The sequence below is a fragment of the Undibacterium sp. Ji50W genome (assembly GCF_049340445.1).
Taxonomy (GTDB): Bacteria; Pseudomonadota; Gammaproteobacteria; order Burkholderiales; family Burkholderiaceae_D; genus Undibacterium.
On the sequence record NZ_JBMPOX010000001.1, the window covers coordinates 1,166,294 to 1,191,742 of the forward strand.

Annotated in this window: 25 protein-coding genes and 1 tRNA gene; 15 read left to right on the top strand and 11 right to left on the bottom strand. The window is 50.4% G+C overall.

Features of this window, described 5'->3' with window-relative positions; all coding sequences use genetic code 11:
- The first annotated feature begins 50 nt into the window (after window positions 1–50).
- The 3 genes from ACO0K9_RS04985 to ACO0K9_RS04995 are packed head-to-tail and all read left to right on the top strand — an operon-like array spanning window position 51 to window position 1,444.
- Complete coding sequence (locus ACO0K9_RS04985; RefSeq protein WP_422982348.1) at window positions 51–512, top strand: MaoC family dehydratase; 462 nt, start codon at window positions 51–53, stop codon at window positions 510–512.
- A gap of 52 nt (window positions 513–564) precedes the next feature.
- The gene (locus ACO0K9_RS04990) at window positions 565–1,017 is read left to right on the top strand and encodes a MaoC family dehydratase (RefSeq protein ID WP_422982350.1); all 453 of its coding nucleotides are present in this window, start codon (window positions 565–567) and stop codon (window positions 1,015–1,017) included.
- A 43-nt stretch (window positions 1,018–1,060) separates the two neighbouring features.
- Entirely contained in the window at window positions 1,061–1,444 is a 384-nt protein-coding gene (locus tag ACO0K9_RS04995; protein WP_422982352.1) for a nuclear transport factor 2 family protein, read from the top strand.
- A gap of 34 nt (window positions 1,445–1,478) precedes the next feature.
- On the opposite strand, the gene ACO0K9_RS05000 is transcribed toward ACO0K9_RS04995, so the two are convergent.
- From ACO0K9_RS05000 to ACO0K9_RS05015, 4 genes are read right to left on the bottom strand one after another with little or no spacing between them, the layout of a single operon-like run.
- On the bottom strand, window positions 1,479–2,561 hold the full coding sequence (locus tag ACO0K9_RS05000) for an exo-alpha-sialidase (RefSeq protein ID WP_422982354.1): 1,083 nt from the start codon (window positions 2,559–2,561) through the stop codon (window positions 1,479–1,481).
- A 2-nt stretch (window positions 2,562–2,563) separates the two neighbouring features.
- On the bottom strand, window positions 2,564–2,833 hold the full coding sequence (locus ACO0K9_RS05005) for a MoaD/ThiS family protein (protein ID WP_422982356.1): 270 nt from the start codon (window positions 2,831–2,833) through the stop codon (window positions 2,564–2,566).
- A complete protein-coding gene (locus tag ACO0K9_RS05010) occupies window positions 2,826–3,302 on the bottom strand; it encodes a CYTH domain-containing protein (protein WP_422982358.1) in 477 nt (158 codons plus the stop codon). Before ACO0K9_RS05010 ends, ACO0K9_RS05005 begins: the two co-directional genes overlap by 8 nt.
- 27 nt (window positions 3,303–3,329) lie before the next feature.
- Entirely contained in the window at window positions 3,330–4,454 is a 1,125-nt protein-coding gene (locus ACO0K9_RS05015) for a M14 family metallopeptidase (protein ID WP_422982360.1), read from the bottom strand.
- A 212-nt stretch (window positions 4,455–4,666) separates the two neighbouring features.
- Between ACO0K9_RS05015 and ACO0K9_RS05020 the strand changes: the two genes are divergently transcribed.
- From ACO0K9_RS05020 to ACO0K9_RS05030, 3 genes are all read left to right on the top strand, one after another.
- Window positions 4,667–4,743 (top strand) — tRNA-Pro (locus ACO0K9_RS05020).
- A gap of 544 nt (window positions 4,744–5,287) precedes the next feature.
- On the top strand, window positions 5,288–8,344 hold the full coding sequence (locus ACO0K9_RS05025; RefSeq protein WP_422982362.1) for a response regulator: 3,057 nt from the start codon (window positions 5,288–5,290) through the stop codon (window positions 8,342–8,344).
- 3 nt (window positions 8,345–8,347) lie between these two features.
- Window positions 8,348–10,993 carry an EAL domain-containing protein gene (locus tag ACO0K9_RS05030; RefSeq protein WP_422982364.1) on the top strand — a complete coding sequence of 882 codons (2,646 nt, stop codon included), beginning with the start codon at window positions 8,348–8,350 and terminating at the stop codon, window positions 10,991–10,993.
- 21 nt (window positions 10,994–11,014) lie between these two features.
- Here ACO0K9_RS05030 and ACO0K9_RS05035 read toward each other — a convergent pair whose 3' ends face one another.
- Window positions 11,015–11,620: a YfiR family protein gene (locus ACO0K9_RS05035; protein WP_422982366.1), complete on the bottom strand. Its 606-nt coding sequence runs from the start codon at window positions 11,618–11,620 to the stop codon at window positions 11,015–11,017.
- On the bottom strand, window positions 11,608–13,566 hold the full coding sequence (locus ACO0K9_RS05040) for a TonB-dependent receptor plug domain-containing protein (RefSeq protein WP_422982368.1): 1,959 nt from the start codon (window positions 13,564–13,566) through the stop codon (window positions 11,608–11,610). Before ACO0K9_RS05040 ends, ACO0K9_RS05035 begins: the two co-directional genes overlap by 13 nt.
- Window positions 13,567–13,943: 377 nt before the next feature.
- Between ACO0K9_RS05040 and ACO0K9_RS05045 the strand changes: the two genes are divergently transcribed.
- Window positions 13,944–14,189 carry a hypothetical protein gene (locus ACO0K9_RS05045; protein WP_422982370.1) on the top strand — a complete coding sequence of 82 codons (246 nt, stop codon included), beginning with the start codon at window positions 13,944–13,946 and terminating at the stop codon, window positions 14,187–14,189.
- 91 nt (window positions 14,190–14,280) lie between these two features.
- Here the strand turns inward: ACO0K9_RS05045 and ACO0K9_RS05050 are convergent, their stop codons facing one another.
- Window positions 14,281–14,982, bottom strand: a complete 702-nt coding sequence (locus ACO0K9_RS05050) for a hypothetical protein (protein WP_422982372.1) — start codon at window positions 14,980–14,982, stop codon at window positions 14,281–14,283.
- Window positions 14,983–15,161: 179 nt separating this feature from the next.
- Here ACO0K9_RS05050 and ACO0K9_RS05055 point away from each other — a divergent pair, with 179 nt between their 5' ends.
- The 3 genes from ACO0K9_RS05055 (at window position 15,162) to ACO0K9_RS05065 (ending at window position 18,103) form a co-directional block, all read left to right on the top strand.
- On the top strand, window positions 15,162–15,623 hold the full coding sequence (locus ACO0K9_RS05055) for a cupin domain-containing protein (protein WP_422982374.1): 462 nt from the start codon (window positions 15,162–15,164) through the stop codon (window positions 15,621–15,623).
- A gap of 118 nt (window positions 15,624–15,741) precedes the next feature.
- Window positions 15,742–16,425 carry a hypothetical protein gene (locus ACO0K9_RS05060; RefSeq protein WP_422982376.1) on the top strand — a complete coding sequence of 228 codons (684 nt, stop codon included), beginning with the start codon at window positions 15,742–15,744 and terminating at the stop codon, window positions 16,423–16,425.
- A gap of 277 nt (window positions 16,426–16,702) precedes the next feature.
- Complete coding sequence (locus ACO0K9_RS05065) at window positions 16,703–18,103, top strand: hypothetical protein (RefSeq protein WP_422982378.1); 1,401 nt, start codon at window positions 16,703–16,705, stop codon at window positions 18,101–18,103.
- Between the two features lie 94 nt (window positions 18,104–18,197).
- On the opposite strand, the gene ACO0K9_RS05070 is transcribed toward ACO0K9_RS05065, so the two are convergent.
- The 3 genes from ACO0K9_RS05070 to ACO0K9_RS05080 form a co-directional block, all read right to left on the bottom strand.
- Window positions 18,198–19,154 (bottom strand): 2-hydroxyacid dehydrogenase, encoded by a 957-nt coding sequence (locus tag ACO0K9_RS05070; protein ID WP_422982380.1) that lies wholly within the window; start codon window positions 19,152–19,154, stop codon window positions 18,198–18,200.
- Complete coding sequence (locus ACO0K9_RS05075; RefSeq protein WP_422982382.1) at window positions 19,151–19,564, bottom strand: VOC family protein; 414 nt, start codon at window positions 19,562–19,564, stop codon at window positions 19,151–19,153. Before ACO0K9_RS05075 ends, ACO0K9_RS05070 begins: the two co-directional genes overlap by 4 nt.
- A 75-nt stretch (window positions 19,565–19,639) precedes the next feature.
- Complete coding sequence (locus ACO0K9_RS05080) at window positions 19,640–20,317, bottom strand: ribonuclease HI family protein (RefSeq protein WP_422982384.1); 678 nt, start codon at window positions 20,315–20,317, stop codon at window positions 19,640–19,642.
- 159 nt (window positions 20,318–20,476) lie between these two features.
- On the opposite strand from ACO0K9_RS05080, the gene ACO0K9_RS05085 reads away from it, so the two are divergent.
- The 5 genes from ACO0K9_RS05085 (at window position 20,477) to ACO0K9_RS05105 (ending at window position 23,895) form a co-directional block, all read left to right on the top strand.
- The gene (locus ACO0K9_RS05085) at window positions 20,477–20,704 is read left to right on the top strand and encodes a DUF1272 domain-containing protein (RefSeq protein ID WP_422982386.1); all 228 of its coding nucleotides are present in this window, start codon (window positions 20,477–20,479) and stop codon (window positions 20,702–20,704) included.
- Window positions 20,705–20,763: 59 nt separating this feature from the next.
- Entirely contained in the window at window positions 20,764–21,675 is a 912-nt protein-coding gene (locus ACO0K9_RS05090) for an EamA family transporter (RefSeq protein ID WP_422982388.1), read from the top strand.
- Between the two features lie 27 nt (window positions 21,676–21,702).
- Entirely contained in the window at window positions 21,703–22,659 is a 957-nt protein-coding gene (locus ACO0K9_RS05095; RefSeq protein WP_422982390.1) for a GlxA family transcriptional regulator, read from the top strand.
- Between the two features lie 157 nt (window positions 22,660–22,816).
- Window positions 22,817–23,365, top strand: coding sequence for a glutaredoxin family protein (locus ACO0K9_RS05100; protein ID WP_422982392.1), 549 nt, complete (start codon window positions 22,817–22,819; stop codon window positions 23,363–23,365).
- A 26-nt stretch (window positions 23,366–23,391) separates the two neighbouring features.
- The gene (locus ACO0K9_RS05105) at window positions 23,392–23,895 is read left to right on the top strand and encodes a DUF6265 family protein (protein WP_422982394.1); all 504 of its coding nucleotides are present in this window, start codon (window positions 23,392–23,394) and stop codon (window positions 23,893–23,895) included.
- A gap of 89 nt (window positions 23,896–23,984) precedes the next feature.
- Here ACO0K9_RS05105 and thrC read toward each other — a convergent pair whose 3' ends face one another.
- The gene (gene thrC, locus ACO0K9_RS05110; protein ID WP_422982396.1) at window positions 23,985–25,445 is read right to left on the bottom strand and encodes a threonine synthase; all 1,461 of its coding nucleotides are present in this window, start codon (window positions 25,443–25,445) and stop codon (window positions 23,985–23,987) included.
- Window positions 25,446–25,449: the final 4 nt, after the last annotated feature.

Here is a 25,449-nt window from a genome sequence, read left to right on the forward strand (position 1 = left end):
CCCGACTGTGTTCGGGATTTTTTTTACTCTTTAAAAAACAAGGACACGTCATGAGCATCAAAACAGATCGCTGGTATTTCGAAGATTTCATTCCCGGCAAAGTCATTGAACTGGGGCAGCGCGCAGTGACCGAAGAAGAAATCATCAACTTTGCCACGCAATTTGACCCACAATCCTTCCACGTCAATAAAGAAGCTGCCAGTCACTCCATCTTTGGCGGCGTCATTGCCAGTGGCTGGCATACCTGCAGCATGATCATGCGCATGGTGGTGGATGGTTTTCTGGCTAATTCAAGCAGCATGGGCTCGCCCGGTGTCGATGAAATACGCTGGATATTGCCGGTGCGTCCAGGCGACACCCTGACTGTCACTGCAGAAACCCTGACCAGCAAAATATCAACATCCAAGCCAGGCCGTGGTGTCGTCAATACTTTATGGAAAGCCCATAACCAGGATGGCAAACTGGTATGTACGATTGCCGGCATGGGCATGTTTGGCTGCCGCCCGGTATAAGCCCCACTTATATCCATTCATATCCATTTAAAAATAAGACCACGGAGACATGATGAGAGAATTCCGCAGCATCAATGAACTGAAAGACTTGATAGGCCAGGAAGTTGCCCAGTCAGAATGGGTAGAAATTACGCAAGAACGTGTGAACACCTTTGCCGATGCGACCGGTGATCACCAGTGGATACACATCGACGTCGAAAGAGCCAAACGTGAATCCCCCTTTGGTGGCCCGATCGCCCATGGCTTTCTGACCCTGTCGCTGCTACCCATGCTGGTCGCCAATGCCATTCATCTCAGCTACGTCAAGATGGGTGTGAACTATGGGCTCAACAAGGTGCGCTTCCCCTCCCCGGTTCCAGTCGGCAGCCGCCTGCGTGCCAGAATGAAATTACTGGAAATCGAAGACATCAAGGACGGTGCCCAATTGACCTGGGAAGTCAGCATAGAACGCGAAGGCCAGGACAAACCCGTATGCGTGGCTGAATCTATTTCGCGCTGCTATTGAACCCTTAAACACTAAAACGCTGTATCAATCTGGTAACAAATCCATGCCAACTCCTGACACACTCCAACGCTTTATCGCCAAGGTAGAAGCCAATGCCCACGCTGCCGCATGTGAAGAATTCTATACCGAGAATTCCAGCATGCAAGAAAACCAGGCCAAGCCAAGGATAGGCCGTGCAACGCATGTGGCTGCAGAACATGCTGTTATGTCACGCGCCAAATCCGTATCATCCACCTGCGTACACCCGGTATTGGTCAACGGTGACCATGTCGTCATACGCTGGATTTTCAGGTTCGAATGGCTGGATGGCAGCGTCACGCAGATGGAAGAACTGGCCTATCAGCGTTGGGAAGGAGAATGCATTGCAGAAGAAACCTTCTTCTATGATCCTGCGCAACGCATTCCGCAAAAGCTGGCGACTAAATGAGAGTATGACCAATGCCGGTTTCAATACATTCACATCAATAAAACCTGACCGCATAAACCGGTGGCAAATTGGTGGCGACCTGATACCAGTCATCCCCTGAATTTTCGCTCGCCCACAAATGGCCGGTGGTGGATGCCATCAAGAGGTTTTTGCCATTTTCAGAAACAGCAAGGCCATGACGGTACACCAGGTCATAGCAATCTTGTTGGGGCAGGCCATTTCTTAATGATTCAAACGTCTTGCCACCGTCACGTGTGCGTGTGACGCTCATTGCGCCGTTCAAAGGTATGCGTTTTTGATCGGCGATGGCGGGTACAAACCAGGCAGTATCCGGGTCACGCGGATGAGCGGCGACGGTAAAACCAAAGTCTGGAATACCTTCCGGTAAACGCAGTTGTTGCCAGCTTGCTGCCTCGTCTTCACTGCGCCAGATGCCATTGTGATGCTGGCACCACAAGACGTGGCTGGCAAACTTGCTGCGGGCGATCAGGTGCGGGTCCTGGATATTTTGATTGTCTGCCATATCGGGTGGCATGTACGTAGCACGCATGCCCGCTGCAGCCAATGCCCAGTTCTGTCCGCCATCTTCAGTTTTCCAGGCACCACCACAGGATATACCCAACAAGATATGCTGCGGGTTGCGCGGGTTGACGCATATCGAATGTATGCCCGGCACATCATAACCGCCACCCATCCATTGCTTGCGCTCTTCCCTGCCCCATAATGACCGTACCAATTCCCAGCTATTACCACGATCTGATGAACGGAACAAACCACCAGGCAAGGTGCCCGCCCACAGTACATTGGGTTCTTCGCTGCCACCAGTTTCCATGGACCAGATGGCCTTCAGCTTCCATTCTACGTCATCGTCTGTCTTGGCATGTTCGGGGTAAGCTGGTGCGGCTACCTCGGTCCAGTCGCAGCGTTCTTCATCGCGGCGATGCAGTTTGACCCCAAAATGCCCCAGGTTCAGTGCTGCATACACCGCACCGTCACGCTTGTCATGCAGGCACATACTGACCGGCTCACCCAGGAAACTGACCTGGTCGAGTTGCCAGCGATTGTCAGCATGAATCAATTCAAACAGTCCCTTGCGGGTCGCTACCAAAGCTTTCATCATCACCCTCCTGAAAGTGCCTGCAAGACATATACCTGGCTATTCACACCCAAAGCATCGCGCAGGCCACTGCGCTGCATGACACGCCTGCCATCGATAAAAACCACTACATGAAAACGTAAATCACCCTGCTCATCCAGAATATAGCCTCGCAGGGTCGGGTTCAACTGAAAGGCGGCTTCCAGTGCGTCACGCAAATTGTCGGCTGTGGTTTCTACCTCAGGTACCTCAGTAAAGCGACTGAGTTGCTGGGTAAAAGTCAGCTTAGCCACGTTGCCCCCAGGCAGAATAAGGATGCTTGAGCAGATTCGCATTCGCATAGCGCCGGTCATGGCTGACCTCTTCGCCCAGCCAGGCAGGACGCTCAAACTGCTGCTGTTCGGATTCCAGTTCCACCTCAGCCACGATCAGGCCAAGATTGTCACCAATAAATTCATCCACTTCCCAGACCAGGCCGGCGAAAGCAATGCGATAACGTGTTTTTTCTATGAGAGGTTGCTGGCAGACTGTGTCCAGCAAGATTTGTGCATCAGCCAATGGAATGGGATATTCCCATTCACCACAACTGATACCAGTTGACATGCCCTTGATGGTCAGCATCGCGCGTTCTGCTTCTATGCGTACCCGCACGATGCGACCAGGGTCAGAGCAAATATAGCCCTGGCGCAGAAATGTGCCCTGCCCCTGTTGTTTAAAATCCTGACTGACAACAAGGAATTTGCGTTCAATTTCCACGCCCATTACGACTCCGATGATTAAATACCGGAATTATGCACCTAACGAAGCCAAAATCGGTTGCAACATTGCTTCGCCTAGCTTGATACTGCGTGCACCGTCCCAGCCCACCTCCACATCCGGCAGATTGGCATTGTCCTTGAAAGGCAATTCCAGCGTCAGCGATACACATTTGTAGGTGTGACCAATGTACTTGGACGCCAGCTTCAACACATCTTCATTGTACTTCGATGCCTCATACCCAAACCTGGTCTGGAAATCAGGGCTGGCCAGGCAGAAGCTATCGACAAAAGCCTGTTGTTCCTGCATCTGCTTTTCAGTAAAGCCCGCCAGCATCTCACTACCGGCCACAAATATGTAGGGCAGAGCTTCGTCACCATGAATATCCAGGAACAAATCGCAACCGGTTTCCTGGATCTTGTTTTTGACGTAATACACTTCCGGACTGGTTTCCAGCGAAGGTGTCATCCATTCACGATTCAGATTGGCACCGGCAGCATTGGTGCGCAAGTTGCCACGCACAGAACCATCCGGGTTCATATTCGGCACGATGTATACAACGGCTTTTTCCAGAATCCGACGCGCGGTCGGGTTTGATGGATCCAGCAAGGCATTCAGGCTGCCTTCCACCAGCCATTCTGCCATGGTTTCGCCAGGATGCTGACGGGCAATAATCCAGACTTTTTTCTCTGCTGCCGGGTTACCAACCACGATCATGTTCAAGTCACGACCATCCACCGTGTTACCCAAATCTTGCACCCGTGCGACGGCTGAATTTTCTACGCCGCCCAGCAAAGCCAGGTGACGTTCCCAGGTATACGGTTCAAAGTAAGCGTAATACACACTGTCACGCTCCGGGGTATGGCGTATCGTCATCACCTTGCCATCAAATTCGGTATCCACACGGAACCAGTTGGCACGGTCATAACTGGCAACCGCACGATAGTTTTCCCATCCCTTTGGGTAGGTGGCTTCACCAGCGTTAAGTATCTGCATGACTGCATCTTGCCCACGGGCACCCTGCAGGCGAAAGTGAAACCATTGCCAGATATCCGCATGCGAATCCTTACGCAACTTCAACTCTATGGCCCCCACCTGCTCCGCGTTGACTACTTCAATCGCTCCCGCGTCGAAGTTCTGACTGATTTTAATTGTCATATTTTATATGTTCAGAAATGTTTTCAAGCACCGCATCCCATACGGTGTCCTTAGGAGTGTTATTTTCACAGCTTTTCACAAAATATGAAAATATTTTAGTCAAATTTACCTTCAAAATCGTACAAATATTTTCACCAAGGCAATCATTAAGGAAGTTTTCAGCAAATAATGGCAAAAATCGCCATCATCGACTATAATCTTTCGCTCAGTGTCGGGGCGTAGCGCAGCCTGGTAGCGTACGTGCATGGGGTGCACGGGGTCGGAGGTTCGAATCCTCTCGCCCCGACCAAAAATAAATAAAAGGCTTACAGATTTCGGTCTGTAAGCCTTTTTATTTTTTTCTGAATTTACAACAATCGATTTCTGCGGTATTTCAGCTTCATCGCCTGAGCATGCAGGCATTCGTCATTTCGCCCACAAAAAATTACCAAAGTGAAATTTTCTATTGAAAATTGAAACATTTCTATAACTATCACACTTAATCAACAGAACTGACTAAAATACAGTAGCAAGGTTTGGGTAATGCAATAATACTTAAGCGTGGGTGAGATGAAACAAATGCTTTGTTACATCAATATGCGTCCTTACGCTAAACAGAGCGACAAGCTGCTATTTCCCGGGCTCAGACAATACCAGGTTCACTGTTTAGCCATTGCCTGTACCGTCCCAGTTAAGCGCCTTGTCAACGCATCATGCAAACAGGCATTGATAGCACCGTCCTTATCCCCTTCCAGCGATTCTCTATTTAAGCAGCCTCCTGGCTTACGTGGATATGTTGACTCGTATCCAGATTTGCCCCACTTGCCTATCCCCTGGAAAGTCGGGTGCTCATGATGATGCAGTCACTACGCTTGCGCACCGTCCGTCATAAATTGCTACTCATGGTGTTAATTGCCAACCTAGCCACCTTGATATCAGCAGGCGGTGCCTTGCTCTATCACGAATTAACGGAAAATCGCGCCAAGGCATTAGCCGAGTTATCAATACTGACAAATATTCTGGCACAGGGAAGTGCCACTGCACTGGAATTTGACGACACCAAGGTGGCCAACGAAAACCTGGCGCAATTACGGGCCAATTCAAATATCGTCGCGGCGGCAATATATACCTCTCAAGGCAAATTATTTGCGCATTACCTGCGTGAAAAAGCACGCAAAGATGAGTTACCTGCCAGCCCTGGGGTTGAGGCTTCGCATTTCGAAGGTGGCAAACTTACCGTTTCCAAACACATCATTTCTGATAGTGAAGTCCTGGGCACCATCTATTTGAAACAACAGTATGACCTGGGCAAATGGCTGCTTGATTATCTCGTCATCCTGGGTTTGGTTTTATTTGCCAGCCTTGCTTTAGGCGTCCTTATTTCTTCACAATTGCAGCGCTGGATATCTGTTCCCATTCACGCAATCAGCACGGTCGCGCGACAAGTCATGGAGCAACACAATTATCATTTGCGGGCCAGTAAAAGTACTGAAGATGAGATTGGTCAATTAGCCCAATCCTTTAACGACATGCTACAAACTCTCGAACGTGAAATCAGTGAAAAAAGCCAGGTAGAACAAACCGTACGCACATTGAACGCTGATCTGGAGCGCAGAGTCACTGACCGCACCAATGAACTACAGATTGCCAACCAGACTTTGATCACGCGTACCGATGAAGCTGAAAGTGCCAACCGTGCAAAAGCTGATTTTCTCGCCAATATGAGCCATGAAATCCGCACTCCCATGAACGCCATACTGGGATTCGCCTACCTGCTTGAAAAGAATCAACTGAATGACGATGCAAGAGACTTGATCAAGAAGATTCGTAATGCCGGCCATTCATTGCAAGGCATCATCAATGACATCCTGGATTTTTCAAAGATCGAAGCCGGGCAACTTGAGGTCGAACATGCACCTTTCCGTATCGTCGATTTACTAGACAATTTGGCTGGCATCATGGCGGCCACTGTAGGTGACAAAGACGTTGAGCTGACGATTTCCCCTCCTCCTGCATTCAGTGGTCAATTGCTTGGCGATGCACTGCGTGTAGAGCAGGTCTTGATCAACCTTACCGGAAATGCGATCAAATTTACGGAACATGGATCGGTCACCCTGGACATCCGCCAACTGGCCAGAGACAACGACACGATTACATTGCGTTTTTCCGTAACTGACACTGGCATTGGCGTTCCTCTGGAAAAACAATCGCAAATCTTTGCCGCATTTTCCCAGGCAGACATTTCCACCACAAGACGATTCGGCGGCACTGGCCTGGGCTTGACTATCTGCCGGCATCTGGTGCATAAAATGGGGGGGGAAATCGGTGTCATCAGCGAACCCGGCAAAGGTAGCGAATTCTGGTTCACAGTACCTTTTGACTGGACACCTGCCAGTGCCTACGCACCGTCCGAGATGACAGCGCTGGATATATTGATCGCCGATGACAGCGAAAATGCGCGTGAAAACCTGGCACTCACCGCCCGCTCTGTAGGTTGGAATCCTACCAAAGTGGATTCGGGTGAAGCGGCAATTCAAAAAGTTCAGGCCAGGCTTGACAGTAACAGCGCCTATGATGTCTTGTTGTTTGACTGGAAAATGCCAGGAATAGATGGCCTGCAAGCCGCCAGCCAAATCCGTCATGCGCTGAAAAATGATACCTCCCCCATCGTGCTCATGGTCACCGCTTTTTCGCGTGACGAACTGCTAAAACAGGCTGACATCGGCTTGATCGACGGCATACTCAGCAAACCGGTTACCTGCTCAACGCTGTATAACTGCGTCGCCGAAGTACTTAGCCGTCGCGGGAGCAGCCAGTTGCAAAGAAGGCGGCAAGCCAGGATTTCGAAAGAGAAGCGCCTGCCTGGCGTGCGCGTGCTGGTGGTTGACGATAGCGAAATCAATCGTGAAGTGGCCCAGAGAATTCTTGCCGGCGACGGTGCTACGGTCTACCTGGCAAATGATGGATACGCAGCCGTAGAATGGTTACGTAGTCACCCCAAAGCAGTAGACATTGTCTTGATGGATGTGCAGATGCCTATCATGGATGGCTATGAAGCCACGCGACAGTTACGTGCCTTGCCCAACGCAGATAAATTACCCGTCGTCGCGCTCACTGCCGGTGCATTCAAGATGCAGCAAGAAGCTGCACACGAGGCAGGGATGGATGCATTTGTTGCCAAGCCCTTCAATGTCGAAGAATTGATAACAGTCATACAGAAATTGACCCACTACCAGTCACCCCAATCACTCCAGTCACCAATGCCTGAAGACGAAAATCCCGGTGAACCGTATGCAGTCACGACAGAAAAATATAAAGATAGTCTACCGGGTATCGCGGTAAAAAAAGCCATGGCCACATGGAATGATTTCAAGGTTTACCGGAAATTTTTGCTGAAATTTAAAATTGATTATGCTGGTTGTACCAGCCAGTTCAAGGACTGCTATGCAACAAACGATGTTCAGGGTATCAAAACTTTGGCACATAAATTGAAAGGATGTGCAGGCAATTTGGGGTTGATTGACATTGCACACGTTGCGACCGAAATCGAAACCGCCGGGACATCGGAAGAAGGTCAATTCGTCATAGACAAACTGCAGATGGCTATGGATAAGACTTTTACTTCGATCACGCTGCTATGTGCAAATGAAGAAAAAACTGCAGAAGGACGGATAACGGAACCTGACTTTATTGATAAGAAAAAAATTGGCCCGCTATTGCGTGCATTGTTGCATGCCCTGGATGCGGACCATCCTGATCGTACCACGCAGTTATTCGAGGCACTCAAGCCTTTACTGCCAAGTGACAGGCTTGACAGCCTGCTCGCACGTGTCGACGATTTTGATTTTCGTGGCGCAGAAATCTTGACCCAGAATTTGGCCAACGATCTCGACATAGAACTGAAGGAATAATTCATGCCCAATTCCCCTATCCTCATCGTCGACGATGAACCTGGCAATCTGGCCACACTAAAGCAGATTTTGGGAAACGATTATGAACTGGTATTTGCACGTACCGGCCAGGAATGCCTGAACGCCACAAAAAAACATAAACCAGCGCTGATATTGCTCGATATTCAGATGCCAGATATGGATGGATATACCGTTTGCAAAACATTAAAAGCCGATACGGAAACCGAAAGCATACCCGTCATTTTTGTTTCCTCATTAAGTGAAATCGGGGACGAGACTGCAGGTTTTGACTGCGGTGGGGTTGACTATATTATCAAACCGGTTTCATCAGCACTGGTGCGCGCGCGCGTACGCACCCATGTGTCACTGGTAAGAACAACCATACTTGAACGCTATGTCAAACAACTTGAGATCGAACAGGCGAAAACCGCCCGCCTGAGCCGCATACATGCGGTATTAAGCGGCACCAATTCTGCCATCGTCCGTATCAGGGAACCACAAGCACTGCTGGAGGAAGCCTGCCATATCGCCGTCGAACAAGGTGGTTTTGGTATAGCCTGGATAGGTATCGTTAACGACCTGGACAACTCCTTTAAATTGACCGCAAGCCAAGGAGTCAACCTGGAACAGATGAGTGCATCTTTAATTCCAGAAGCAGGCGGTATTGCCACGGAACCGGATATACCTGAGCAAGTACTCAAGACCGGCCAGGCAACATACTGCAACGACGTACGCATCAAAGCCCATGTTGACCACAGTTGTCGTGATGCTCTTGACAGGGGCTACCTGTCCATCGTCGGCCTGCCTTTGATCGCAAATGACAAGCTGGTCGGCGTCATGGTCTTGTATGCCAGGGAAAGCAATTATTTCGATGATGAAGAAATGAAATTGCTTAGCGAACTGGCGGGAGATATGTCATTTGCACTGCTGGCGATCAATAATGAAAAGCGCGCCAACTTCCTTTCCTATTTCGACGCACTCACTGCACTGCCCAACACCAGCCTTTTTCTTGACCGCACCGACCAGTTGATACAAGCCGCTTATAGAGAAAATTACGGTGTATTTGTCATTGCAATTAATCTGGATCGTTTCAAACATCTCAACGATACCCTGGGGAGACATATTGGCGATCACATATTGAAGCTAGTTGCAAAACGTCTTGTCGATGGCCTCCCCGGCCATTACAGCGTCGCCCGAATAGGCGCGGACAATTTTGCCATACTGGGTGAACTAGCAAGCAATGCCGATGTCAGCGCCACGTGCGAACAAGTCATCAGCCTATTGCAGGAACCGATGCTGATCGATGCTGCCCGCACTCAGGTACTGGCAAGAATGGGGGTTGCCATTTACCCAAACGATGCCAACAGTGCCGAATCCCTGTTCAAAAATGCAGAAGCCGCATTGAAACAATGCAAGTTGCAAAAAAAACGTTTTCAATTCTTTTCCTGGGAAATCAACGCCAGAATTTCCGACATGATAGAGATGGAAAACATGCTGAAAACTGGATTGGATCAAAACCAGTTTGTATTGCATTTCCAGCCCAAGATAGACTTGCGAACCGGCCAAATCATAGGCTGCGAAGCGCTTATACGCTGGCAACATCCTGAACGAGGATTGTTGCCACCCGCTGCCTTCATTGCTCTGGCAGAAGAAACCGGTCTTATCGTCCCTATCGGTACTTGGGTAATACATGCTGTTTGCGCCCAACAATCTGCCTGGCTGCGGGACGGATTGCATATAGTACCGGTCGCCGTCAATCTCTCTGCCTTACAATTCAAGGAAGGCAATGTACTCGAAATTGTGGGCGAGGCTCTTTCAAAAAACAATTTGGGGCCTGAATCGATAGAACTGGAGTTGACCGAATCCACCGTCATGCAAAAGCCGGAAGACGCCGAAGTCATCATGCATGCTTTCCGCGCACACGGTTTATCGCTATCACTTGATGATTTTGGTACGGGATATTCGTCGCTCGCCTACCTGAAGCGCTTTCCCTTCAATACCGTAAAAATTGACAAGGCTTTTGTCACCGATATCACCCAAAATCCTGAAGATGCAGCGATCGCCACCGCCATTATAGGGATGGCACATAGCTTACACATGAGTGTCATTGCCGAAGGCGTGGAGACTGAGGCACAGTTAAAATTCCTGCGGGCGCGCAATTGCGACCAGATACAAGGTTACTTCTTCAGCCCCCCTGTACCGGCAATCGATTTCGCCACCATGCTGCTCGATGATAAGCAGCTAGCCCCTGAAGTCGATATGGAACAGCAAACCTTGCTGCTTGTTGACGGTGAGGAAGCCATACTGGCAGCTTTACGGCGTTCCCTGCGTGGTCAGGGATATCGTATACTGACTGCGCCTGACAGCCAGAAAGCCCTGGAATTGCTGGCAATCAATCCGGTGCAGGTCATTTTATGTGAGCAACGACTGTCTAAAATGACCGGCTCTGATTTTCTGACGGTAGCAGCCAAGCTCTACCCTGATACGATGCGCATAGTGCTCAGCGGCTACACAGAGCTACAGTCGGTTCTTGACGTCATCAATCGGGGTGAGATTTATCGTTTCCTGACCAAGCCCTGGGACGACGAACTGCTCAGACAAAATATCAGTGAAGCATTCCGGCGCTATCGGCCATCAGTAAATCAATAAAAACTTATTCGAATCGGCCTGCTACTGCCCGCCAGCGACCTTATAAGCGACCGAGATCAGACGGGAACTGATCAGCACTAAATCCTGCGTTGCCGTCTTGGGAGCGACTTCAAATCTGACTTTGCCATCCACGATGACAAAATTGATCATGCTGCCGATTGACAGGGCACCTTCCGTTTCTGTGACGATCAGGATCGCCCGTCCTTTTGCTGCAGTCACAATATCTGTCATTTTGTTGCTGGAACGTGCCACAAAGAGCACATGTACTCCGTTCAAGCCATTAGCCCCTTCGTCCCCCTTGAGTCTTTTCACAAGAAAACTACGGCCATTGATATTTCGCTCCTGAGCCATATGTAGCAGCTCATTCGCCACACCATCCGAACCGAGCACCGCAATATTCAAAACACTGTCGGATGTGGGAAATGATTTTTCGGGCCATTCTACATAACTGCAGAATTTAAACAGATAAGCGGCCTTGACACGTTGCTCCAGATTTTCATTCTGCTCACTACCTTGCGCATGCAAGGCAGGCAGCAATATCAGCAGCAATGAAAGTAACAGGCAGGAAAATAGTTTCCCGTTCAATTCCGGAACGGGAAATAAATTTTCCGGTTTTAAAGCTTCCATATCACCCTGACCATCAGGCTGCGTTCGAATTCGGCGCGATTCGGACTGGCACCATATTCAACATGCGATTTCTGCAAAAGATTTTGCCCTATCAGCGACAGTTCAATATCCGGCCTGATTTTCCAGCCAAACCGCATATCCAAAGAGGTATATGCCGGCACCGCAGGTTTTGGCAGGCTTGCTACACGTCGCAGATGAATGTCAAATTCTTTATCTTTCGCCAAATCAAAACTGCTTCGTATCATCCAGTAGTTGTCAGCATCATTCACCATGGTCAAACCATTATTGCTGGAAGTATCCTTGCTGCCTGGTAGCAATTGAGTAGTGATATTTTGCCAGACTCCCCCCGCAGTCAGGCGCCAAGCGGGATTGGCCTGCCAGGTCGCCCACATTTCTATCCCCTTGGTCTTGCCTTTAGCCTGATTGCGAAAAACCGCATCCAAGCCGGCAATACCTGGTTCCAGGGTTCGCAATTTGTCATATTCAGTATAGAAAACGGTCGCGGAATAAGAAATGTTTTTATTTAACTGACCGCGATACCCCAATTCTGTAGTTTTGGCAATTTCAGATTCGAAATCCTGACCACCAGCATAGATATACGTGAGCTTCCCACCGAACAGGAAGGGCTTGGTTGGAGAAAACAGATCTTTGTCTATACGTGACGGCGTTCGCACAGAGCGCGACAATGCAGCCCACAGCAAGTGTTTATCCGCAGGTTCCCAGGCAAGGCGTAAATTGGGCAAATTTTCCAGGCCTGTATAACTGTTTTTTTCAAATTTCAATCCCAGGGTCAGACGTAAATTTTCCATCAGGCGGATCTCATCCTGGATAAAAATATTCGCCCAATGCATGTTCAGGCTTCCAGGCAAAAATCCGAAATTATTCCCGTTTTGTACTTTATCTATTGCGTAACGATAGCCCAAACCCCACACCAGATTGTGAATGTTGGCGACTGTCTGCGCATGTTGAAACTCCAGGTCCAGCGTATCGAGATGATCGTTATAGGCGTTAGGCTGATTGCGCTCAGTATGATCCCAATACATTTGAAGGCTACTGTCCGCATTGTCAGCCCCCTTCCAGCTTGTGCGACTCAGTAAATTGGCCCCTGCAAGCTCAATATTCGTGGTGAGGCCCTGACGCAGGCTGGCATGATAGGCATTGCCGATAAATGCCTGGCCCAGCCCCGACTGTTCCCAATCGGTACGGAATCCGAATTGATCACGACGCCAGCCTTCCAGCAACAAATTTCCGTTTTCGTTGCGACTATCGTCATTGTCCGCATGTTTGGCATAAACCCTGTAGCTGGTGTCATTAGCAAAACTGCCACCATACCTGACTGCCATGTTGCGTTCGTGCGGACTCATGCCCGCGCTGACCAGACCGCCCAAAGTATCTTTGGCCGAACGGGTAATGATATTAATCACCCCATTGACAGCATTTGCACCCCAAAGTGTGGCGCCGGCACCGCTGATGACCTCTATACGCTCAATATCTTCCAGCACCACGTCCTGCGCATCCCAGAACACGCCTGAAAACAGAGGGGAATAAACGGTACGCCCATCGATCAGGACCAACAGCTTATTTTCAAAGGGACTATTGAAACCCCGTGCGGTCACCGCATAATTCCTGGCATCCACCCGCGCCATTTGCAGATTGGGGGCCAGGCGCAGTGCTTCAGGCAGGCTTGCAGCACCAGAGCGACGAATGTCTTCATTCGTGATAACAAAGATCGAGGCGGGTGCCTGGGCAATATTTTCAGCTTTTTTGGAAACTGAAGTAATACGGATATTCGCCAGTTCATCAAAGGAAAGATCAAGGAAGTTATCTGACGAGCCCAGGGTCGCATAACATGGCGTCGTCATTGCCGTGACAAGTAGCGCACTCAAAGCCTTGCCCATGACAGGGGAAGCTGAATGCCATTTGCGAAGTACGCAGGATGATTTCATTTCGCCCCTTTTGAGATCGCCAGGTTTTAGAGATCTCAGAGATTTCAGAGGCTAAGCCTCTATCCATTTAATTGCACAATGCATACGCAATTAAAGATAGGCTTTTTTTAAAAAAATTGCTACGAAAATAAGATGCATTTGTAAAAATACAGCTATTTTCCAGTAAGATAAAAATATCTGTGTCAGCTCAGCGAGCTATTGCAATTCGTAGCTTCACTCCTTAAATTCATCCACTATTTTCCACTATTCGCATTAACAATAAGTTAATCTGCATACTCATCGCAATAACTGCTACAAGGCAGTATAGTTGACGGTCCCTGAACTTTACTCGCCTTCACTCGTCTTCACCCTCCTTCACCCTATATCGAGCGCATATCATGCTGGATTTCGTCTTTGAAATTCTTTTTCAAATCATCGCCTATGGTACGGGCCGGCTTCTCATTCCCGTTCTGACTTTAGGCAGCATGCGTGGCGAGGGCTTCAAGGGTGAAGCGCCAACAGGCAAATCCAGTGTATGGCGTGATGAAAAAGGCATAGTCCTGAGTACAAACCTCACCAGCCTGATTGGCGTCCTGTTCTGGATAGGTGGCGCTATTGCTGCCGTCATTTATTTCAATCGCTGATGCAAAATAAGCGCTACGCCCTGATCCAGCCCTTGGCTATAGGCCAGGAGAATACGGCAGTGCTTTTACCTTGCCTGCATGAACGAAAAACCTAGATTTTCCACACACTTTCCAGCATCGCATAGCCACGTGCATCATATTGTTTTAGTTCTGCATTTTGATAGGGGTAAAAATCATTTTCACCAAAGTAGGCTTCGCTGAGTTCAGCAAAATATTCGCGATGATTGCTGATGGCATAAGCCTCTTGTAGCTCTGCCTTGTGATCACGCGTAACCTGGCGATATAGTCCGGCAGCTTTTGCGTTTTCGTAGGCGCGCATGATAGGCGCATCCAGTTCCGGATGCTGAAAATGATAGGCATGCGCCATTTCATGCAGCAGCGCATAAGGCTGGCTGCGCACCATGGACATGAATTCTTTCCAGTTACAGATTTCTATGTTGCCGGCAAATTCGACCGGGTACGCATGTTCCTGCAGCCATTGTGCCGAAGGATGATGTTGCGCACCAAAGGCGCGGTAAGTGCCACTGGAAACGTAAATGCTGACGCCACGCAAACTGCTCCGCGCATGGGCAGGCAACTTCTTGAGTTTGTTTAACTGATCCGTTAAAACAGCAATGAAGGCAGACCTGGATGCGGCATCAGCCGCTTGCAAGCCCTGGTCAAGCATCAGGGTCCAGCCATCGACTTGCATTTTCTGGTAAGTGTTGGCGGCGTAGAGTGGCGACTGGGCCAGCAATAGCAAGGCAGGATAAAGCAGCAACGCACGGCGGCTATTGATAAAGGCAGATGACATGGGATCAGTGAGCTAATTTCTATCCACCGGATTAAAGCATGGCCATCCGTCATGGCGCAATACCCTGCATGAGATTCAACGATGCCACGACCAGTATTGAAATACCTTGCCGGACATCGTTTTGTATTGCACACTTTACATCCAACCCGCCACAACAAAACTGTAGAACTGGAGACATCATGCGCATCAATAAAACTTTTGCCTTTGCAATGACTTTTTGTGCCGGTCTGCTTGCATCGCCCCTGATACAATATGGTGTCAGCGATGCCCGCGCCGACGCACCCGCCCTGTCTGCCACCGTGATTGATTTGCTAGCGATCAAACATGATGACCTGCCCAAGACCGCCAATCCCGAACTCAATGCCCGTCCCCTGGTCATTACCGATCATGCCACCGTAGGCATACAGTCTGGCAATATCGCCAAACACATGCATCCACAGACGGATGAAATCCAATACATCATAGAAGGCAGCGGCAGCATGTGGCTAGGCAACGAACGCAAAGACTTCAAACCAGGCAGCCTGATCATCATCCCGAAAGGCACAGCCCATGCCGGCAGCATCGTCAGCAATGGCCCAGTCAAGGCCATCGCCATCAAGATCCCACCGCAGGGCAAGACGGACACTGTGTTTGTGGATTGATCTGCAAAACACGCGCGCTCCGATCTTACTGCTATCGCAAAAATCGTCGCTCCTGCGCAGGCAGGAGCCCAGCAGCGTTGTTTGATGAATGAAGATTAATCAGAAAGACTCTAAACTCATGAAGCCTACCAAATCTATCCAACTCGTCGCCCTGCTCCTGACAATAGTTCTACACAACAGCAGCCAGGCGCAACAAACCCCACCCTTCGGCAAAAAACTGCCAGCCACGGCACCAGCATTGCCTGATTTTGTACCACGTGGCTGGACAGTCGAAAGCCAGGTCAGCGGCGACCTCAACGGTGACGGCCTGACCGATATTGCCGCGGTGGTGGTGGAAAACAAAGCTACAGCCGATGCCAGTGGAACCATCAATGACAGGCAGCGCGCCCTGATCGTGTTACTGGCAAGCGCGAGCAAGGCTTACAGTTTATTGGGCAGCAACGATAAGCTCTTGCAATGCCTGGGTTGCGGTGGCGTCAAGGACGGTGTCAACGTCACCATCAAGAACGGTGTGCTGGTCGTCAGCCAGTACAGCGGTTCGCGTGAATATTCAATTTATACCTGGCGCTTCCGTCTGGATGCAGGCAGCCAGCGTCTGCAAATGATAGGCATCGATGAAGAAGATGCCGATGGCATGGTAGGCAGGGGTTCCACCGTCAGCACCAATCTGCTAACCGGCCAAAAAATCAGCGAAACCTATCAATATGACCAAAACCGCGACCGCAAAGTCATACTTAGCTCCAAGAAAAGCAAAGTCGCCAAGAGCACCACTCTGCTGGAAGATGCGGTTGGTAGTCAATAAGCCTGAGCATGATGTTTGTATTGAAGGGGTCGGATAAGCATATCCGCAAACATCTCCATATCTCTATCAATCGCTTCTTATACGGCAATAGGATTGTAAATACTGAAAAGCAACATTCACCATCTCTTTAATCTTTTCCACTATTTTGCGCTAAGATAAAGTCCGTTCGGGATAGTTGACACCACTCTGCCCCTCGGCCCCGCACCTATCCTCCAACAATTCAAGTTTGTTTATTTCCGTGCTGTTATGTTGTTAATTAATACAAGGAATTTCTCTCATGAAAACTTTTGTTGCACGCAGACGCATTACACCTTTGATGCAAGGCGCGCTGATTACTTGTGGCTTGTTGGCGGTGCCGTTGTTGACGACGGCGCAGACCAAGCCGGCGGCTAGTGCGCAGGGTAAGGCTGCGGCACCCGCCAAGGGTGGCGCGCAGGTGGTCAAGGCGCCGGTTGCGCTGGCGTTTATTGATGTGGCGACCAGTGCCAGCGATATGCCCAGCATGATGAGTGGTGCTGCGCAAGGTGCGCAGTCTGGTGGTTTCTTTGGTGCACTGGGCGGCATGGCACGTGGTGCAACAGGTGGCAATGACAGGGGCAATGTGTTTGGCAATACGCATTCCATGGGTTTTGCCAGCGGCAAGTATGTGGATGTGTCGGTGTATACCAGCAAAAATCCTTCACTTGGTGAGGCCACACAGACAATACCTGCAGGAATGAATTTGGGTGAGAGCTTGAAGTTGATCGCGCCGGTACCGGACAAACCTGTGGCTTACACACCGAGTGAAGAAACGCCTTCCGAACCCAACTATGAGAAACCCAAGGGCAAGATTTCGATTTACTGGGGCTGCGGTGAAACCGTGCGCCCTGGCCAGCCAAGAACCCTGGATGTCGCCAAATCTTCACCAGAAGATTATGCCAAGTTTTTTGTCATGCGCGGCAAGGTGACCAAGGGCGCACGTTCGCAACCAGGCAACCCGTCCTGGCCCAGCAAGATGGATGACCGCAAGGTGCCAGATACAGCATCGCTGATTGGCCAACATCAGTTTGTCGGCAATGGCATACCAGACAGCTTCAAGCTCAACCTGGGTGCACCACAAGACTTGATGGCACCGATAGAATTGCTACAAACCAAGAGGGATGGTGGCGTTAACCTGGAATGGAAATCGATCGCCAATGCGCGTGGTTATTTCATCAGCGTCATGGGTGGACAACAGTCTGGCAACAGCGACAGCGCTGAAGTCATTGTCTGGACATCCAGCGAACTGCCGGATTTCGGTTTTGGCCTGGTGGATTACCAGGCGAATGCCGACATCGACAAGTGGATCAATGAAAAAGTGATTTTGCCTTCCACCACGACAAAATGTGATGTACCCAAAGGTATCTTCGGGGAACAGGGTGCAGGCATGCTGCGTATGATTGCCTATGGTTCGGATGCATTTTTTGCTTACCCGCCCCGCCCTGCTGATCCTAAAGTTGCATGGGAACCAGACTGGCAAACCAAGCTAAGAGTGAAATCCACTTTCAGTTCGATTTTGGGTGGCATGGGTGATATGGGTGGCAGACGCTCCCAACAATCGTCATCATCTTCGCAATCACCGCAACAGCAAAAACCAGAGCAAAAAGAAGAACCTAAAATCAAGCCGACAGATGTATTGAAAGGCTTGCTGGGCTTTTAGAAAATACTGATCAGAATTAAAATCAGAATCACCAGGGGCGGACACAGGATGTGCCCGCTTTTTTATGCCTGCAACATAAATGCATCAGGGTATCTCAATACCCTCTTTGCACATCAATAGTCACGGGCAAGACACCGCTTTGCCGGTAACGCAATATATTGCCAGCCACGATTTGTGATGCCGTCTGCCTGTCGGTAGGTGCAGAACAATGCGGCAGCAATGTGACGCCAGGGTGCTGCCACTGCCATTGCGACACCGGCAAGGGTTCCACTTCAAATACATCCAGCACAGCGTGGGCCAGATGGCCGCTATCCAGTGCTGCATGCAAATCAGTATCATTGACGATGGCACCACGGGCAAAATTGATCAACGATGCACCTTGGGGCAAAGCTGCCAGCATAGCGGTGTTCAACAGGCCCCTGGTATCCGGGGTCAGTGGCAACAGGCATACCAGTATGTCGGTCTGCGCCAGCATGGCTGGCAATTCATCAGCACCGGCAAAGCAGTTGACACCGGCTATCGCTTTGCGATGACGGCTCCAGCCAGCTACCTGGAAACCTGCGCGCAACAGGCTAACGGCAGCAGCTTCACCCAAGGCCCCCAGGCCCAGCAAGCCTATGCGTCTTTGCTGCGGGCGTACATACTCAAGCGCTTGCCAGATTTGCTTGGCTTGCTGCTTTGCATAGGCAGGCATATCGCGGTGCAGGTACAGCGTCCAGGCCAGCACCGCTTCTGCCATGGTATTGGCGAGTTGCGGGTCTACCAGGCGCACGATTTTTAAATGGGTATCCCCCAGATCTGCCACCAGGCGTTCAACCCCGGCCCAGACGCTATGTATCCATTGCAGTTGCGGCAGTTGTTGCAGATCAGCCGGATTGGGGTTGGCGACAATGGCGACCTGGCAGGCCGCCTTGTCTTCATCATTCATGGCATCAAAGGCGATGATGCGCTCTGCTGGCATGGCGGCCTGCAAGGCGTCGACCCAGGCCCAGGCCTGTGCATAATTGGCAGCGGCAATGAATGGGATGGGAGTATTGCTGGTTGGCTTCATTTATCGTACACACTGTCCAGGTCACGAAAACCCTTGATTTCTATGGGGTTGCCAGATGGGTCTACAAAAAACATGATGGCCTGTTCGCCAGGTTCCCCCGCAAAACGCAGGCTGGGTGGCAGTACAAAATCCACTTTCTGTGCGATCAAACGGTCTGCCAGGGCTTGCCAGTCCGGCATCGCCATGATCAGGCCAAGATGGGGCATGGGCACCAGGTCTTTACCGACCTTGCCGGTATGGGTGGTGGCAAACGGCTGGCCCAGATGCAGGGAAATCTGGTGGCCGAAAAAATCAAAATCCACCCAGGTTTCGGTGCTACGCCCTTCCCTGCACCCCAGCACGCCAGTATAGAATTGCCTTGCCTGTTCCAGGTCGTGCACATGGTAAGCCATGTGAAAAAAGGTTTTCATCGTCATCCTTTGTGTTGCAGCCCTATATATTCACGATATTCACGACATTCACGATATTCACGAATGAAATAAGTGCTAGTTCGTCGCGTGCTGCGCCAGTGCATCGGCGCGGCTATTTTTATGACGTGGTATCCATTTTATCTGAATAGTCTCAAACAACTGGCACAACACCTCCAGCTGTTGGCGGTATTCGATCATGCGCGGCAAACTGCTCTTGGTACGCTGATTGACTTCATCAATCACGACCTGGCTATCACCATGTACCAGCAGTTGGCTTAACCCGTGCTTGTGCGCCTGCTTCAGCGTCAGTATCAGGCCACTGAATTCGGCATCGCAACTGTCGCCATATTCGAGGTGGCCTGCATATTCAAACACCTGTCCATCTGGTGCCTGCAACACACAGGCAAAACGGCATTTGCCCGGATTGGGTACAGCCGAGCCGTCAAACCAGGCCTGCCAGACCTGTTCACTGACGCCAGAGACTGTCTTGATACGTCCGTTCTTTCTGTCGGCAACTTTTGCTATGCGCCTGGCTGCTTGCAAGGTCTGCTGGTTTGCCAGTTGTTGCAGGCGCAGCTCTGCCAGTTGCACTATATTGCCAACGCCCGCTTTCGTCGCCGCCAGCAGCAATAAGCCTTCCAGTGCCTGTAAGACAGACGTATCTTGTTGCCTGGCCTGCTGCAGACCAAGCTTGCGCTCGGCACGGGTGGCAATGGCAACCAACTGCGCATAGGTGAAAGCGGTATCAGTCATGCAAAATTCTGCGAAATAAAAATAGTATGCCATTGATGAACCGGACTGTCCTGGGCCATCTTGCAATGTCCTGATCTGTCCGCCTTTGGTCGCTTTGGCGACTGGAAAATGTGGAGCAAACTGTTATCCTGAATCATTCCACCTTACAGGAGATATGCCATGCTAGAGCTCAGGCCCAATTGTGAACGTTGCGACTGCGATTTACCACCAGCATCACCTGATGCACGCATTTGCACATTTGAGTGTACATTCTGTGCTGATTGTGTAGACCATCATTTGCTGGGTGTCTGTCCCAATTGCGGCGGCAATTTTGTTCCCCGGCCTATACGGCCAGCCAACAAGCTGGAGAAAAATCCTGCATCTACAGTGCGTGTAAGGGCAAAATAAAGATCGGCACAGCTTAATACAAATTTCATGCAACACTGAATACTCCCTATCCCTATACCATGAACAAATCCGTCCTCAGCCCGCGCCACATCCTGATTGCCGCCACCGTCATTCTGCTATGGGGTATGAATTTTGTGGTGATCAAGATCGGACTCAAGGGTATACCGCCATTTCTGCTGGGGGCTTTGCGTTTTGCGCTGGTTGCCTTTCCGGCGATATTGTTTTTGCCACGACCGAAGGTGCCGTTCAGGTTATTGTTTGCCTATGCCATGTTGATCAGCCTGGGGCAATTTGCCTTTTTGTTTTCTGCCATGGCAGTTGGTATGCCGGCGGGTCTGGCCTCGTTGGTCCTGCAAGCCCAGGCCTTTTTTACAGTAGGTTTGTCTGCCATGGTATTTGGTGACAAGCTGCGTACCAGTAACCTGACAGGCATGCTGGTGGCCAGCATGGGCCTGGTATTGCTGGGTAGTGCCAGCCTTGGCAATACGACCAGCCAGGTCAGTGTCGCCGGCTTTGTGCTGACCTTGTGTGCAGCGCTGTCCTGGGCCAGTGGCAACGTCATCAATAAAAAAATCGGCGTGACCAATGTGCTGAGCCTGGTGTCCTGGAGCGCACTGGTCCCCATCCTGCCCTTCCTGTTACTGTCTTACCTGTTTGAAGGTGGCGATATCATGTTGCACAGCCTTACAAATATGAGCTTGGCATCCGGACTTACGATTGTCTATCTGGCTGTGGCAGCGACACTGATAGGCTATACCCTGTGGGGCAAATTGCTGTCCAGCCTGCCGACGCATCTGGTGGCACCGCTGACGCTGATGGTGCCGGTAGTTGGCCTGACTGCTGCCTGGCTCTTGCTGGATGAGGCACTAAGCGAGAAACAGATCGCTGGTGCAGCCATTGTCATGGCCGGCTTGCTGATCAATGTGTTCGGCCAAAAGCTGACTGATCGCCTGCGTCTGGCATTTTCCTGACCTTCCCTGTATTGTTATTCAACGATGATGCGCCGCCAGCCTGTTTATTTTTTACTGTTGCCTGATATGCTCTTGCTGGATCTGGCAGGACCAGCAGATGCTTTTCTGTTTGCCAATCGCTACCAGCAGGATATGCATTTTGAACTGATATTTATCAGCCCCGCTGACAGCATCAACTGTTCCATCGGCCTGCAATTAAGTTCCTTGCGGCCTTTACCAGATGTGCTGGAAGATGATGCCATCCTGGTCTTGCCCGGCATCAGTGGCGATAAGGTGCAACACACCAAGGGTGAGGCAAAGGCCGCGATACTATGGTTGCGTCAGCATGTAGATGCCAGCCACAAACTGATATGCATCTGTTCTGGTGCCCTGCTGGCAGCCTATGCGGGCCTGCTAAACGGACGCAAAGTCACCACGCATCACAGTCACTACCAAGACCTGGCAAGCATCGACAGTTCTATCCGGGTTGAAGAAAACCGTATTTTTGTCGAAGATGGCCCTGTCAGCACCAGTGCCGGTGTCACGGCTGGCATCGACCTGGCCTTGCATACCATCAGTGAACTGGCAGGTCCGCTGGCAGCCAGTGCCGTGGCACGTAATCTGGTGGTGTATATGCGCCGTTCCGGCAATGACCCTCAGTTGTCGCCCTGGCTGAAATACCGTAACCACCTGCACCCAGCCGTCCACAAGGTGCAAGACGCCATCACCAAAGACCCATCCCATGCATGGACCTTACAAGAACTGGCCAGCGTCGCCTGTACCAGCACACGTCATGTCACACGCCTGTTCAAGCTGCACACGGATATATCGGTACAAACCTACCTGACTTCATTGCGCCTGTCGCTGGCGGGCAAATTCCTGAGTGATACCGACTGGTCCATAGAAAGAATCGCAGAGGCATCTGGGTTTGGCTCTGCACGACAATTCAGGCGGGTCTGGCATCAGCACTTTGCGTCGCCACCCTCGGCATTCCAGCAAAGATGAATATTTGTTATTAATCTGTCCCTATTCAGTTCGGCTTCAGGTCGACTTCAGCCCAATTTTATTTACAAAGCACTGGTACAACGGACAGTATCGACCCCACGGCAAATGCGCTAATATAGGTAACATTCACAAGCAACATTCAACTAGTCCTGCCTTTATGCGTACCTGCCCTAAATGTAACTATATTCGCAAAGAAACCGACGACTGCCCTGAATGGCAATGTCCGTCCTGCCAGGTTGCCTATAACAAAGCGGCAGATTTGCAGGGGCTTGGTAGCTATCACGCTGCGGCAGGTAACAATACGCGCCGTCCGGCTAATACGTCTGCCAACTCTTCCTCCAGTGCGTGGAAATGGCTATTGCTTGCCCTTATCCTGGCCGGTGCCAGCTTGCAAAGTTATTCTAGCTGGAAGAAAACCCGGGCCCATAGGGCCGAGATGAGCCGACAGGCAGCGACATCACAACCGGTGATTGTCCTGTACGGCACCACCTGGTGCGGCTATTGTTCCGCTGCCCGCGAATTTTTCAATGCTAATGGCATTGTCTACAAAGACCTGGATGTAGAAAAATCCAATGAAGGTTATCAAGCCTATAAAACCCTGGGCGTGCAAGGTATCCCGGCTATCGTCATAGGCAGTGAATTGATAGAAGGTTTTGATGAAAAGAGAGTACGCAAGCAACTGGAACCCTGGTTGCGTAAAAGCTGAAACATAAATTCCCTGACGGAGGCTATATGAAAGCAATGCCTGCAATGCCCTCAATACGTGGATTGATTCCAGCCGTGGCTGTGGCGCTGGGCCTGCTGCACACACAAGCCAGTCAGGCCGGCAACAGCATACAAGACCTGCAATGGCTCAGCGGATGCTGGCAAGCCAGTGGCGTGGTAGAAACAGGGTCGGAAGAACACTGGCTGGCGCCCGCTGGCGGCGGCATGCTGGGCATGGGCAGGACAGTACGCAAAGGCAAGATGGTCGCCTGGGAATTCATGCGCATACAAGAAAATGCAGACAACCTGGTCTTCACCGCCATGCCATCTGGCAAACCGGAAGCGAGTTTTCAACTGCAGACACTGGAAAAACAAAAAGTCGTTTTTGAAAATCCGCGTCCTGAATTTCCGCAACGGGTTATTTACCAGCTCAATGCCGATGGCAGTTTATTGGGCCGTATCGAGGGTATGATCAACGACCAGTTGAAAGGCATCGATTTTCCCATGAAAAAAATAGCCTGCACGAAATAGATAGCGCGGGACATGATTCACCGGTCTTTCGGAAAACATGAAAAAAGGGGCATACGCCCCCTTTCCTATTTTGCCTGACTGGTACTGAATTACAGCCCCGTGTGTTTGGCGATAAAAGCCTTCATCGCCTGCACATCGGCAGTCATGACTTCAAAACGCTGCGGCAGGGATTCGATATTCTCGAACCCGGCTGGGCGCTCAGCATCGCGGTCCAATGCTTCGCGTATGGTTTCATTGAACTTGGCTGGCAATGCGGTTTCCAGCACAATCATGGGCACACCTTCTGCGATATGTTCGCGCGCGACCTTGACGCCATCTGCGGTATGGGTATCGATGGTGATGCCAAATTCTTTCTCTACCTGACGTATGGTCTGCAAGCGATCTGCATGAACAGATTTGCCAGATTCAAACCCGAATGCAGCGATTTTTTTGAATTCATCTCCATCGCTGCCTGGCTTGCCCGACAGATCAAAACCGCCTTCGGTTTCAACCTTTTTGAACAATGCAGCTAAGCGTTTGGCGTCACCACCCAGCAAGTCAAACACAAAACGTTCAAAATTGGATGCCTTGGAAATATCCATGGATGGGCTGGTGGTATGCCAGGTTTCTGCCGATTTGCGTACACGGTATATACCGGTGCGGAAAAATTCATCCAGCACATCATTTTCATTGGTAGCCACGACCAGCTTGTCAATCGGCAAACCCATCATACGGGCGATATGGCCAGCGCAGATATTGCCAAAATTACCGGATGGCACAGTGAATGACACCTTTTGATCATTACTGCTGGTAGCACTCAGGTAGCCACGGAAGTAATACACCACCTGGGCAACCACGCGCGCCCAGTTGATGGAATTGACAGTACCAATTTTCTGGCGATTCTTGTATTCCAGATCATTCGATACTGCCTTGACCATGTCCTGGCAGTCATCAAACACGCCTTCTACCGCGATATTGAAAATATTCGGGTCTTGCAGGCTGAACATTTGCGCAGTCTGGAAGGCACTCATTTTCTTATGTGGCGACAACATGAACACCCGTATGCCCTTCTTGCCGCGCATTGCGTATTCGGCAGCACTGCCGGTATCACCAGAAGTTGCACCAAATATATTCAATTCAGCATGGTTTTTTGCCAATGTGTATTCAAACAAATTGCCCAGCAACTGCATGGCCATATCCTTGAATGCCAGCGTTGGGCCATTTGACAATGCCTGCAAAATCAGCGTGCGGCCAGCTTTGTCCTGCAATACACGCAAAGGGGTTATTTGCGCAGCAGATTCACCTGCACGTGCATTTTTATACACGTCGGCAGTATAGGTTTTGTCTGTCAGCGCCTTCAGATCTGCTTCAGGAATGTCGGTGGCAAATTTTTTCAATACCTCGAATGCCAGTCCGGCATAAGGCAACTTGCGCCATGCATCGAGTTCGGCACTGGTGATTTGTGGGTAAGCCGTGGGCAGATACAAGCCACCATCGGGAGCCAGACCACCTAACAGGATTTCAGAGAAATTTTGAGCTGCGGCATACCCGCGTGTTGAAGCGTATTGCATAAGT